The following is a 13,678-nucleotide window of genomic DNA, read 5'->3' as shown; positions in this document are numbered from 1 at the left end:
AATAATGTCAGATTCTTTATTAAACAAAGTACGTATAGTTCTCGTTAATACCTCAGATTGTCGTAACATTGGCTCAGCCGCTCGAGCGATGAAAACAATGGGTTTAACGGATCTTGTGTTAGTTGATCCAATTGAAATGCCTAATGGGCAAGCGCAAGCTTTAGCTGCTGGAGCAACTGATGTTTTAAAAAACGCCAGAGTTGTTTCTACGCTTGAAGAAGCCATTGATGATTGTGGTTTAGTTGTAGGTACAAGCGCTCGCTCTCGTACATTGCCTTGGCCGATGCTAGAGCCTCGCGGTTGTGGTGAAAAACTAATAACCGAAGCGCAAGAGTATCCGGTTGCTTTAGTTTTTGGTCGTGAAAGTAGTGGCCTAACGAATGAAGAACTGCAGTTATGTCACTTTCATGTGCAAATTCCAGCGAACCCAGAATACAGTTCATTGAACTTGGCAATGGCGGTACAAACATTAAGTTATGAAGTACGTACAAGCTTTTTAATTCATGAACAGCAAGCGTTTACAATGAATGATAACGAAGAGTATCCCTTGGTAGATGAAACTGAACGTTTTTATGAGCATTTTGAAAATGCACTAAAAGACACGGGCTTTATTGTTCCAAGCCACCCTGGTTTAGTCATGACCAAGTTACGTCGTTTGTTTAATCGTGCTAGACCTGATGTTAAAGAATTAAAAATGATGCGTGGCATTTTAGCCTCGGTTGAGCGCGCTGCAAAAGTAGCTAACGCCAGTAACAAAGATTAATGGTAGCGGTTATTAGTGGCTTAATTATCTGACTAATTATGTCGCTATTTATTATTGAATCAAGCTATCGAATAGAAAATTAAGGAACGTGAATGTTTAACCGCATGAAAGAAGACATCAACAGTGTATTTGATCGAGATCCAGCAGCGCGTAATGTATTTGAAGTGCTTACTAACTATCCTGGTTTACATGCTGTTTGGTTTCATCGTCTGAGTCATAAATTATGGAAATGTGACTGGAAATGGTTAGCACGTTCATTTTCAACCTTTTCACGTTGGTTAACAGGCATTGAGATCCACCCTGGTGCAACTATTGGTCGTCGTTTCTTTATTGATCACGGCATGGGGGTTGTTATTGGTGGTACGGCAGAAATTGGCGACGATGTTACTTTATATCAAGGTGTTACCTTAGGTGGTACAAGTTGGAAAGAAGGTAAACGTCATCCGACATTAATGGATAATGTTGTAATAGGGGCGGGTGCAAAAATATTAGGGCCAATAACTATTGGCAAACATGGCAAAGTTGGCTCTAACTCTGTTGTGGTAAAAGATGTACCTGATAATGCAACTGCAGTAGGTATTCCAGCGCGTATTGTAAATCCCAATAAAAATAAGAATAAAGATGATGCTGAAAATCGTGAAAAAGTAGCTCAAAAGTATGGTTTTGATGCTTATGCTGTAGCCACAGATAATCCAGATCCTGTTGCTAAAGCAATTGGTCGTTTACTCGATCATATGCACTTAATGGATAATAAAATTTCTTCTTTATGCCGAGAAGTGAATCAATTAGGTGGAGAAGTTTGTCAAGAAGCATTACCTGAATTAAAAGTTGGTGAATTCGACGAAGATGAAAAAGCGGCGGCTAAACGCAGAGAAGGTGCAGCTGCTAATTTTGATCCTATGATTTAACATTCATTATTTACCTATCGTTACTTATCACGCTTAAAGTTATAATTAACGCGTGGTAAGTAATTCGATTGATAAAACTCAATTATAGCGCGATAACTAAGCTATTATTTTCCTTTTGATTGACTAATTTTTAAACCCGAGTAAAATACCTGAGTAAATCACTCGGGTATTTAGTTGACTATTTTATAAGGTTATGTAAAATTGCGCAGCAAACTGATAGGGGTATTAAATGAAGTTGACGTCTAAAGGCCGATATGCCGTAACAGCGATGCTTGATGTGGCTATTCATGCCGTAGCAGGACCTGTACCTTTGGCTGATATATCAGAGCGCCAAGGCATTTCATTATCATACCTAGAACAACTTTTTTCACGCCTTAGAAAATACGGACTAGTGAATAGTGTTCGTGGCCCAGGCGGCGGATATCGATTAGGTCAATGCTCTGCAAAAATTACCGTGGCTGATGTTATCAACGCGGTAGACGAAAGTATCAATGCCACCAAATGTGGCGGTACAGGTAATTGTCAAGACGGGCAGCAATGCTTAACGCATTATTTATGGACCGACTTAAGCGATAGAATAGAAGATTTTTTAAAAAGCATTTCACTTGCCGAGCTCGTCGCGCAACGAAATGTTAAAATAGTGTCACAACGACAAGATGAAGCGGCAGCGAAAGCGCGCAAGTCACCCTCGTTAGAGACCTTAATTACCACTCGCAATATTATGAATGACTGGCATTAATTGCTAGTTCAATTGGAGATTATTAATCAATGAAGCTTCCTATTTATTTTGATTATTCAGCGACCACACCTGTAGACAAGCGTGTAGCTGAAAAAATGATGCAATATATGACAACTGATGGTTTTTACGGAAACCCAGCATCACGCTCACACAAATTCGGCTGGCAGGCAGAAGAAGCGGTAGATATCGCGCGTAATCAAATTGCTGATTTGATCAATGCTGACCCTCGTGAAATTGTTATTACGTCAGGCGCTACTGAATCAAACAACCTTGCAATTAAAGGTGCTGCTAAATTTTACAGTAAAAAAGGTAAGCACATTATTACCTGTAAAACTGAACATAAAGCGGTATTAGATACTTGTCGTGAATTAGAACGTCAAGGTTTTGAGGTTACTTACCTTGACCCTGAAAGCAACGGTTTAATTGACCTAAAAAAATTAGAAGCGGCTATGCGAGATGACACAGTACTTGTCAGCATTATGCACGTGAATAATGAAATAGGTGTTATCCAAGATATCGCTGAAATTGGCGAAATGTGTCGTGCACGCAAAATTATCTTCCATGTTGATGCTGCGCAAAGTGCCGGTAAAATCAACATTGATTTACAACATTTAAAAGTAGATTTAATGTCATTTTCTGCCCATAAAATTTATGGTCCAAAAGGCATTGGTGCACTTTATGTTAGCCGTAAACCTCGTGTACGTTTAGAGTCACAAATGCACGGTGGCGGCCATGAACGTGGTATGCGCAGTGGTACACTAGCAACACACCAAATTGTTGGTATGGGTGAAGCCTTTAGAATTGCCAAAGAAGAATTAGCACAAGACGAAGCACACGTAACTAAAATGCGTGACCGTTTATGGGCTGGTTTGAACGATATGGAACAAGTTTTCATTAATGGCGATGCAGACAAACGTTACCCAGGTAACTTAAACGTTAGCTTTAACTTTGTTGAAGGCGAATCGTTAATTATGGCGTTAAAAGACTTAGCTGTATCTTCAGGTTCAGCCTGTACATCAGCAAGTTTAGAGCCGTCATATGTATTACGTGCTTTAGGCTTAAACGACGAAATGGCTCATAGCTCAATTCGTTTTAGCTTTGGCCGTTTTACAACGGAAGAAGAAATTGATTACGCCATTGACCTGATCAAAAAGGCAATTGGCCATTTACGTGACATGTCACCGCTTTGGGAAATGTTCAAAGACGGTATCGATTTAGACTCAATAGAGTGGGCTGCTCACTAGAGCACTAGGAGAAATATTATGGCTTATAGCGAAAAAGTAATTGATCATTATGAAAATCCACGCAACGTTGGTTCTTTAGACAAGAACGATCCACAAGTTGCAACGGGTATGGTTGGCGCACCAGCATGTGGTGACGTAATGAAACTACAACTTAAAATTTCAGCTGATGGCATTATCGAAGATGCTAAATTTAAAACTTACGGTTGTGGTTCAGCAATTGCCTCAAGCTCATTAGTAACAGAATGGGTTAAAGGTAAATCAATTGACGAAGCAGGCGAAATTAAAAATACCGCTATTGCTGAAGAACTTGCCTTACCGCCAGTAAAAATTCACTGTTCAATCCTAGCGGAAGATGCAATTAAAGCGGCAATCGAAGATTACCGTAGTAAGCACAAAGCTTAAGCTGGAGAGTAACTATGAGTGTAACGATGACACCTGCCGCATCTGACAGGGTAAAATCGTTTATCGAAAACCGAGGCAAGGGCCTTGGTTTACGATTAGGTATTAAAACAACCGGTTGTTCTGGTTTAGCTTATGTACTTGAATTTGTAGATGAGCTAAATGAAGACGACACGCTGTTTTCTATCAATGACTGTAATATCATTATTGATGGTAAGAGCTTGGTTTATCTTGATGGTATCGAACTTGATTTTGTTAAAGAAGGTTTGAACGAAGGCTTTAAATTCACCAACCCAAACGCAAAAGGCGAATGTGGCTGTGGTGAAAGTTTTAATGTTTAGTGAACAGTTAACTTCACTGGAGTTGTTGTGAATTATTTTGAATTATTTGGTTTAGACGTTCAGTTCAATCTTGATCTTGCTAAACTTTCAACACTTTATCAAACATTACAAAAAAAAGTGCATCCTGATCGTTTTGCTCATGGCTCAAGCCAAGAGCAAATGTTAGCAGTTAAGAAATCAACGCTAATTAACGATGCTTATCAAACATTAAAAAAACCGCTTCAACGTGCGCAATACCTACTAGAATTGCGCGGCGTTAGCATGCCTAGCGAGCAAGCTTCATTTGGTGACGTTAGTTTTTTAATGCATCAAATGGAATTGCGAGAAATGCTAGATGAGGTTAAGCAAGCTGATGATATAGACGCAGCCGTGTTTAACGTTTCACAAGTGTTTGAAACCGAGTATCAGCAACTATTTACCCAGTTGCAAGCACAGTTGGCAGATAACACCGCCGAGTCTAATAATTTAGCGTGCGATAATTTAAGAAAGCTTAAATTTTATCAAAAACTGCATGTTGAACTCGAAAAACTCGAAGAGTTGTTGTTAGACGACTAATTACCAAGTTAAGTAACCTGGTATTAATAACATTAAGACGTTGATAACGATATTGTTGAGTTACAAAAGCATGTCGCTATTAATAAAAAATCCGTAAAACTATCACCTAACGAGCTTTTACAATGGCATTATTACAAATCGCTGAACCTGGGCAAAGTACAGTTCCTCACGAGCATCGTCTAGCCGCAGGCATTGACCTAGGCACCACCAATTCATTAATCGCTAGCGTAAAAAGTGGCCTAGCAGAAACAATAGTTGACGCTAATGGTTTAGATATTTTACCGTCAGTGGTTAGCTACCAAAGCACTGAAGTTGTTGTGGGTAACGAGGCAAAAGCGTTTGCGGTAAGCGACCCTGAAAATACCATCGTATCAGCGAAGCGCTTAATTGGCCGTTCAAAAGCTGATATTAATAATAAATATGCATCTTTACCTTATACATTTACTGGCGATGAAAATCACCCGTCAATTGTAACGCGCACCGGCGATGTTAACCCGGTGCAGGTCTCTGCTGAAATTCTTAAAACACTGGTAAAACGTGCAGAAGACTCTTTAGGTGGAGAATTAACAGGTGTTGTAATAACAGTACCTGCATACTTTGATGATGCTCAGCGTCATAGCACAAAAGATGCAGCAAAATTAGCCGGTGTTAACGTATTACGTTTGCTAAACGAACCTACAGCCGCCGCAGTTGCTTATGGATTAGATACTAAACACGAAGGTAAGCAAGAAGGTGTTGTTGCCGTTTATGATTTAGGCGGTGGTACTTTTGATATTTCAATATTACGTTTGAATAAAGGCGTGTTTGAAGTATTGGCAACAGGTGGCGACTCGGCACTCGGTGGTGACGATTTTGACGGCATATTAGTTGAACATATTGTTGAACAAGCCGGTTTAGTGCGTCCATTATCACCTTCTTTGGAAAGACAATTAACGCAGCAAGCATGCTCGGCAAAAGAGCAATTATCAAAACATGAAAGTGTCGATATTACCTTAAAGTTGGCAGATAATAAATCTTGGACCGGTAAAGTAACCCGTTCAGAGTTTGAGCAATTAATTGCGCCTTTAGTTAAGAAAACACTACGTGCTTGTCGTCGTGCTGTAAAAGACGCCGAACTTGAAATTGAAGAAGTTATTGAAGTTGTTATGGTTGGCGGATCAACTCGTGTGCCTTTAGTGCGTAGTGAAGTTGAAAGCTTCTTTAAGCGACAACCATTAACCTCAATTGACCCTGATAAAGTCGTTGCTATAGGCGCTGCTATTCAAGCTGATATTTTAGCGGGTAATAAGCCAGACAGCGACATGCTTTTACTTGATGTTATTCCATTATCACTTGGCTTAGAAACCATGGGTGGTTTAGTTGAAAAAGTAATTTCACGTAACACCACAATACCTGTCGCTAAAGCACAAGAATTTACTACTTTTAAAGATGGCCAAACCGCCATGGCAGTACATGTTTTGCAAGGTGAACGTGAGCTTGTTGACGACTGTCGCTCTTTAGCCCGTTTTGAACTTCGCGGTATACCTGCCATGACCGCAGGTGCTGCACATATTCGTGTTACTTTTAAAGTAGACGCTGACGGACTATTAGAAGTTTCAGCAATGGAAAAATCAACCGGCATTGAATCAAGTATTACCGTTAAACCAAGCTTTGGTTTAGAGGCAGATGAAATTACCAACATGCTAAAAGATTCAATGGTCAATGCAGAGCAAGATATTCAAGCGCGTATGTTGAAAGAGCAACAGGTTGAAGCATTACGTGTTATAGAATCAGTTCAAGCTGCATTAGCCGCAGATAGCGCATTATTAGAAAGTACAGAAATAGACGAAATCAATAACGCTATTGCTGCACTTCACCAAATAAGCCAAACAGGTAACGCCGATGAAATTGAAGCGGCGTTAGAAACATTAAATAATAGTACCGCCATATTTGCTGAACGTAGAATGGATTCATCCATTAAAACAGCACTTTCTGGCCATTCAGTTGACGAGGTTTAGTTAAATGCCACAAATAATATTTTTACCGAATGAGGATCTTTGCCCTGAGGGTGCAGTTGTTCAAGCCGAGAAAGGCGAAAGCGTATTAAACGTAGCGTTGAAAAATGACATTGGTGTTGAGCACGCCTGTGAAAAAGTGTGTGCTTGCACAACATGTCATATGATCATTCGTGAAGGCTTTGACTCTATTGCTGAAAGTGACGAGTTAGAAGACGACATGCTTGATAAAGCGTGGGGCTTAGAACCAGATTCACGTCTTGGTTGCCAAGCTATCGTAGGCGATGAAGACTTAGTAGTAGAAATTCCTAAGTACACGGTGAATATGGTGTCTGAAAATCACTAGTACTCTTAATTGAATTCTGTTTATAAACAGGTGATTGTTCTGCTTGAGCAATTACCTTTTAATTACTTATTCATATTACATATGTCAACGAACCAATCAACAAAGGTTTCAATTTTATCGCGGTAGTGACTTCCCGCGCTAAAGTGAATAAAAAAGTCACCCCAAGGTAAATGGAAGCTTAATGTGTCCAGAGCAATCAGCTGACCTTGCTTAATAGCGTCGTGAATAATAAAGTCGCAACTCATAGCTATACCGCTTTTCCCTTGTGCCATTTTAGCAGCTAACAACACATGGCTTACGTGCTGCATTGTTAAATTTTTAGGTGTCTCTAGTTTTTGTTGTTGTATCCAAATTAGCCAATCTTGCCCGTTCTCGGAGCTTATGAGAGGGAAGTCTAACAAGGATTGAGGCCTTTCTATGTCTAATTGCTTATATATTTCTGGAGCGCAAACAGGATACCAATACTCCTCTCTGATCTGTTTAGAAATAAAGTTTGGTGGGGCAGGCCAGGCACCTATTAAAACATCGTATTCTGACGGATCTGTTAATTCAGCTTCACCTGTCATTGAAAAGTCTATGCTAATGTCGGGATTTAATTCATTAAACTCAGGTATTTTCGGTGCTAACCATTCTACCGCGATGGCGGTTTGTGCTATCACTTTGAGCTTAACATTTTTTTCAAGGATGAGGTGATCCGTTACCGTTTGCATTTGCTTAAAACAATCTTTTATTACTGAGAAAAAAATATCACCATCTCCAGTTAAAGAAATTTTATTGTTGCTTCTTGTAAATAGTTTTTTGTCTAAAAATACTTCTAATGACTTAATTTGGTGACTAATTGCACTTTGGCTTACACATAGTTCTTGTGCAGCAAGGCTAAAGCTTAAATGCCTTGCTGTGGCTTCAAATGCTTGCATAGATTTTAATGGCGGTAGCTTACTCACAAGATTCCTTATTAATTTTATTCATGTGCATGTTAGTTCTTATCATTTTATTTCATGGGGTTGAAATTGTAAATTGATATTGTCTGTCTATAAAACACATTATTATTAAGGTATTACATGAAACGAATATTGATTGTATTTGGTGTAGCTCTATTATTGGCCTGTTCATCACCTCAACAACTTAATCAATCGAAAACGACATTAATTTCGGTCAAGGCACTAAAAAGTGATTTTGCGCAACTAAAGGAACTACTAGATTATACCCACCCTGATCCTAGTTTTACGATGGATTTGGAAGCGGTAAAGCTACACATAGATAAATTGTCAGAGGAGCTAAGAACACCGCTTAGCCCATTGGAATCATGGAAATATATGTCTCAACTCAACTCATTTTTTTCTGATGGTCATGTGGCAATTTATTATCCCGAATTGGATAAAATCTATAACCAACATATTGTAAACAAAGGACAACTTTTTCCAATTGATATACGAATCAGCAAATCGAATAAGATTTACGTTAATACCAAAAAATACGCGTCACTAGGAATAACTTTTGGTGATGAAATAACCAAGATAAACGGTAATGCTTCAAGCGATGTAATTGATACAATTGTAAGCCGGATGCATGGTGATTCTTTAATTCATCGTCAAGCTCTGGCTTCAGATAGGTTTGCTAAAATGTTCTGGCTAATGTTTGGAGATTCAGGTGCTTATCACTTTGAAATAGATAGTGGTTCTAAGCGGCGAAAGGTTTTGATTGATGGTGTCTTTGGTGAGAGTGATAAATCTACCTTCACCATAGACGACTTTGTAAGTCGAAAGGTTTTAAATAACAATATTGGCTATTTGCGTATCGATAGATTCTATTACCCTCCTTACCTTGAGGAATCATTTTTTAAGTTTATGGAAGAGACTTGGCAGGCCTTTAAGCAAGCAAAAGTGCAAGATGTTATTATAGATGTACGTACCAACCCTGGTGGAACGGATCATTACTGGCAAAGAGGTATTTCGCCTTATGTCGCCTCAAAGCCATTTCCATTTATATCTAAGTTTAAAATTCGCCTTACTGAGCGTAACTTAAAGCTAGGGCCTGTAAAAGGTGAATTAGGCGCAATAGTTGATGGCCCGTATGCACCGCTTATACCCGTATCAGGGAAAGAAAATCAAAAAATACCCGGTAAAGCTTATTTATTAATGGGGCCATTGAGTTACTCATCAACAATCTTGTTTCTAACGGCATTTCAAGATGCTGAACAAGCAGTTATTGTAGGTGAGCTCACTGGAGTTAGATCATGTACTACAGGTAGAATTCAGCCATTTCAATTGGCTGGCTCAAATCTGGAAGTTACCATACCAACCGCTATATTTACGCGTTCAGCTGGTGCAGTGAAATGTCATGACCCGATAGAGCCTGATTTAGTTCTACCTGTAAGCTTCTCTGAGCCTGAAAATACAATTTTTGAGTTAGAGGAAATAATCAAAGAGCAGCGTCAAAAAAGTTAACATTAAATTTTAGATCGTATTCAAATTACTTTTAATCACTACAGCACTTATAGCTCAAGCATTAAACCTTTTTTCTTAACGCTTTGAATTTACATTTAATTAAACAAATTTTTTAAATTGTAAATTATATGTTAAATTCTAGGTAATTATTATATTGGTTCTATCAAGGGAATGAAAAGTGAAGTATTTTTTCTATGTGATTTTGTTGTTATCGACTATTTTGTCGTCAGTTGATGCTATTGCTCAAGAAGCTAAACTTGTTAAAAAGGCAGAATGGGGCTCAGGTACTTATGAGCATATGGTCGAGATTAATGATCATTACTATATAGTGACACGCTCTGGACAAGTTGATGTTATTAATCCTGAATTAGCAGGAGAGTCATCTTTGATTGGGCAAATTGATTTTGACTTTGAACCTGATATTCGTGCAATTTCTAAGTTTGACAACTTTCTAATTATTGTGACTAACGATAAAGTTAATATTTATAGTATTACTGACGCTATAAATATTACACAAGTATATTCATTAACAGTATCAGGGCATTGGAATGCCGAAGTGATAAATCATCAAGGTGATTTATATTACGTAGATGGTGATAACAAAATATATGTCATTGCTGAAGCAGAGGGCGTTTTCAGCCTTAGCAAAGTTATTCAGTCACCAGCAAGTAACTATAATGAAGAGATTTATGTTTCTGATCGAAACTTATTTATTGAAGATTCAACGCTTTATTATGTCTATCGAGTGCAAGAAAACGGAACACTTGCGACTAAGGTAGAGTCATACCAACTCACTGATTTAACGCTAAGCGACTCAGGACTACTAGAAGGAATTGGCATTTCAACGAACGGTGTTTATGTAGGTGACGGACGTTTTGTAATTTCAAATTATCAATATTTGTATTTGATTAAACTAATTGATGGGCAAGTCACAATTTTAAATGACTTTGATGCGGTTCAGTATAATAAAATTTTTCATTTAACGAGCAAAAACAATACGCTAAAAGCGCTTTCAGACAGCGTTCTTTATACATTTCAAATATCTGAAAGCAATACAATAAGCACCTTATCTACAGAAAGCTTAACGGATCACTTCTTTTCAAACTCGTATATGCGTGATGTATATTGGCGTGATGATAAGCTTATTGGTCTAAACACTAAATCAGGGGTTTTCGAAATAGATCTTGTTGATAATGCTATAGACAGCGTAGCGTTTTCTTATAATCAAAGTGGCGATATGGGTAAGGCTGTTATTGAAAATAACTTAGTATATTTACCTCGTGATTCACGTATAGACATTATTAATATTACTGATATTGACAATATTACTTTGCAAAATAGTATTGTCGAAAATGTTAAAGACATAGAAAGAGTATCTACTAATCTAATTTTTTCTAACGAACAAAGAATAAGCAATCAAACAATAGTAAGTGACAGTGAAATTCAACTTAACAGTGAAGTTAGCGTGAATAATAAAGCTGGTCCATTATTGTTCAAAGATAGTCATATATATAACATAAATTTTGACACTGAATCTTCAGTGACGCGCCATAGTGCTACTTCACTTTATAGTTTGTATGAGACTCCTTTAGAAGCTAGCATTTCTAACCCTGGCAATTCTTGTCCACAAAAATTAGGTTTACTTGCCGATACGCTTATAGCATCTGACCCATGTAGCAATAATAAAATCCATCTATTTACAGATTATAACAACGACGATTTTGTATACAGTCGTACAATAGAGCTTGGGTTTAGTTATTATCAGCTGGTTATAGCTAACGAGTATATCTATCTGATAAGTCCGGAAGGAATAAAGGTTGTTGCATTATCTGAGTCTGATGAGTTCACAGAGATTAGTTCAATTGATATAGGCTTTTCAGTTTTTAACGGTATAAGTGCTGACCTTTTGGAAGGTTATTTACTTATTTCAGATGGTTTTTATTTTCATTTGTTTGAAACCTCAGAGCCTAGTTTACCAACCTTGATTTCGAAAGCAAAAATCAACGATTTTGAGTGGCGAGAGGCAAACTTTCAAATAGCTGACAATTATCTTCTGGTAACAACCAAAGATCAGGGGAAGATTAAGTTTTTTCAAATAAACAAAGCACCAATAGTCAATGAGGCTTCTCTGAATATGAACGAAGATGAAACTTCAGAGCCTTTAATTACCTTTGTTGATCCGGAAGCAGACCCTTTAGACCTCTCAATTGTTAATGATGCAATTCATGGCGAGCTAACCGTTGATGGCGAAACGATAATATATACGCCGAATGAGAACTTTAATGGTGAAGACACCATTTTATTAAAAGCTGAAGATATACACGGTAACTTTATTGAACATGAGTTATTAGTCACTGTAAATTCAATTAATGACGTACCAACCATTTTAACAAGTGTATTAACAACCAATGAAGATATGGTGTTAACCTCTGAAATTGCCTTCCAAGATATCGAAAATGATGGTGTAGAATTTCATTTAATATCGGAAACTAGCAATGGAGTGGCATCTATTTCTTTACAGGGTGTACTAACTTATAGCCCAGCTGAGAATTTCTTTGGTGAAGATTCGCTAGTTGTTTCAGTTACAGATGAAAACGAGGGTATTAGTGAAAAAGAAATAGCAATAACAGTTACTTCAGTTAATGATAATCCAGAATTTAGTAACATGTCTTTTAGTGTTGATGAAGATCACTTGTTGTCTGACCAAGTTATGGCAACAGATATTGATAGTGAATTATTAACTTTTTCGGTTGTTACTACGCCTGAATCAGGCACCTTAAATTTGCAAGAGTCAGGTCATTTTACTTATCAGCCTGATGTTGATTATGATCAACAAGATAGTTTTGAAATTGCAGTTATAGATGAACAAGGCGGAAGAAGTCAGGCCCAAGTTATTATTGCTGTTAACTCAATGAATGATGCGCCTGTATTTGAGGTAAATAATTTTTTCATAAACGAAGACACACCATTAACTCAGCCGATACTTTTTTATGATGTTGACTCTGGCGTACATACAGTTGAAATATTGTCTTCTGCAACTAATGGTGTAGTTGAGCTAAACAACGGAGCAGCATTCACTTATAACCCTGAAAACAATTTTTCAGGTGTAGATAAGTTCAGAGTGCGCCTTACTGACGAACAGGGTGCTAGTGTTGATGGCGAAATTAAAATAACTATTGCGCCTGTGAACGACACTCCTGCTTTTACCACGTCTAATTATTCTGTTAATGAAGATAACGTGCTCACAAGCAAGTTGGAGGCATTCGATATTGAAGGTCAAACACTGACATTTGAATTAATAAGTGATGAAGATCTGCAAGGAAACGTAAGTGTTGAAAGTGATGGACAGTTCAGTTTCGAGCCTTCTTTAAACTTTTACGGCGAAACCTCTTTCACTGCTAAAGTAACCGACAATGAGGCTAGCACTAGTACTCAAATTATTAGCATTTCAGTTAATGCCGTTGATGATGTGCCAGCACCAGAAAATGCTTCACTTTCTTTACTGTTTAATGGAAATGTCTCTCAAAGTTTACCAACCACAGATGTTGACGGACAAACGTTGAGTTATCGTATAGTTACTGATGTTAAAAATGGCGTATTAACTTTATCAGCCTCCGGGCAATACAAGTACTCTCCAAATGCAGGGTATTCTGGCAATGATTCTTTTACATACGAAGTTAATGACGTGAATAACAATGTTGCACAAGCTACCGTTTCATTTACTGTGCAATCAGCTGCAGAACCTACCAAAACAGGATCAAGCTCAGGGGGTAGTTTTGGATATTTTATGTTGTTGACTTTAGTTATATCATTTGGCTTTAGATTGAAATTTGCTCGTGCATCGGGCGCTTTAAAATAACTAAATATTAGTTTAACGAATAATTAGTTTAAAAAATATAAAGGGTAATAACACCAAGTGGAGATAACACGATGGCGTTATTA

General features: G+C 37.8%; 12 protein-coding genes. 11 read left to right on the top strand and 1 reads right to left on the bottom strand.

From position 1 onward, the window contains the following. Positions 1-4 precede the first annotated feature (4 nt). The 9 genes from trmJ to fdx all read left to right on the top strand — a co-directional run bounded on the left by trmJ (position 5) and on the right by fdx (position 7,289). Positions 5-763, top strand: a complete 759-nt coding sequence (trmJ, locus tag AC27H3_RS14035; protein WP_487107129.1) for a tRNA (cytosine(32)/uridine(32)-2'-O)-methyltransferase TrmJ — start codon at positions 5-7, stop codon at positions 761-763. A 92-nt stretch (positions 764-855) separates the two neighbouring features. Further along, the gene (gene cysE, locus AC27H3_RS14030) at positions 856-1,671 is read left to right on the top strand and encodes a serine O-acetyltransferase (RefSeq protein ID WP_487107128.1); all 816 of its coding nucleotides are present in this window, start codon (positions 856-858) and stop codon (positions 1,669-1,671) included. A gap of 229 nt (positions 1,672-1,900) precedes the next feature. After that, entirely contained in the window at positions 1,901-2,410 is a 510-nt protein-coding gene (gene iscR, locus AC27H3_RS14025; protein WP_487107126.1) for a Fe-S cluster assembly transcriptional regulator IscR, read from the top strand. 29 nt (positions 2,411-2,439) lie between these two features. Beyond that, positions 2,440-3,654: an IscS subfamily cysteine desulfurase gene (locus AC27H3_RS14020; RefSeq protein WP_487107125.1), complete on the top strand. Its 1,215-nt coding sequence runs from the start codon at positions 2,440-2,442 to the stop codon at positions 3,652-3,654. Positions 3,655-3,672: 18 nt separating this feature from the next. After that, on the top strand, positions 3,673-4,056 hold the full coding sequence (gene iscU, locus AC27H3_RS14015) for a Fe-S cluster assembly scaffold IscU (RefSeq protein ID WP_487107123.1): 384 nt from the start codon (positions 3,673-3,675) through the stop codon (positions 4,054-4,056). A 14-nt stretch (positions 4,057-4,070) separates the two neighbouring features. Next, positions 4,071-4,394 carry an iron-sulfur cluster assembly protein IscA gene (gene iscA / locus AC27H3_RS14010; RefSeq protein ID WP_085301818.1) on the top strand — a complete coding sequence of 108 codons (324 nt, stop codon included), beginning with the start codon at positions 4,071-4,073 and terminating at the stop codon, positions 4,392-4,394. Between the two features lie 27 nt (positions 4,395-4,421). Next, complete coding sequence (gene hscB / locus AC27H3_RS14005) at positions 4,422-4,949, top strand: co-chaperone HscB (protein WP_487107121.1); 528 nt, start codon at positions 4,422-4,424, stop codon at positions 4,947-4,949. A 122-nt stretch (positions 4,950-5,071) separates the two neighbouring features. After that, the gene (gene hscA / locus AC27H3_RS14000) at positions 5,072-6,946 is read left to right on the top strand and encodes a Fe-S protein assembly chaperone HscA (RefSeq protein ID WP_487107119.1); all 1,875 of its coding nucleotides are present in this window, start codon (positions 5,072-5,074) and stop codon (positions 6,944-6,946) included. Between the two features lie 4 nt (positions 6,947-6,950). Beyond that, complete coding sequence (fdx, locus tag AC27H3_RS13995) at positions 6,951-7,289, top strand: ISC system 2Fe-2S type ferredoxin (protein ID WP_085301824.1); 339 nt, start codon at positions 6,951-6,953, stop codon at positions 7,287-7,289. A gap of 62 nt (positions 7,290-7,351) precedes the next feature. On the opposite strand, the gene AC27H3_RS13990 is transcribed toward fdx, so the two are convergent. Continuing rightward, the gene (locus AC27H3_RS13990) at positions 7,352-8,233 is read right to left on the bottom strand and encodes a LysR family transcriptional regulator (protein WP_487107117.1); all 882 of its coding nucleotides are present in this window, start codon (positions 8,231-8,233) and stop codon (positions 7,352-7,354) included. A gap of 117 nt (positions 8,234-8,350) precedes the next feature. Between AC27H3_RS13990 and AC27H3_RS13985 the strand changes: the two genes are divergently transcribed. Both AC27H3_RS13985 and AC27H3_RS13980 read left to right on the top strand, forming a co-directional pair. Beyond that, complete coding sequence (locus tag AC27H3_RS13985) at positions 8,351-9,736, top strand: S41 family peptidase (RefSeq protein WP_487107115.1); 1,386 nt, start codon at positions 8,351-8,353, stop codon at positions 9,734-9,736. Between the two features lie 178 nt (positions 9,737-9,914). Then, entirely contained in the window at positions 9,915-13,595 is a 3,681-nt protein-coding gene (locus tag AC27H3_RS13980) for a tandem-95 repeat protein (protein ID WP_487107113.1), read from the top strand. Positions 13,596-13,678 lie beyond the last annotated feature (83 nt).

The sequence above is a fragment of the Colwellia sp. NW0002-52-1 genome (assembly GCF_057550865.1).
The sequence above is the reverse complement of the archived record's forward strand: the minus strand, read 5'-3'. Positions and strand labels throughout refer to the sequence as shown.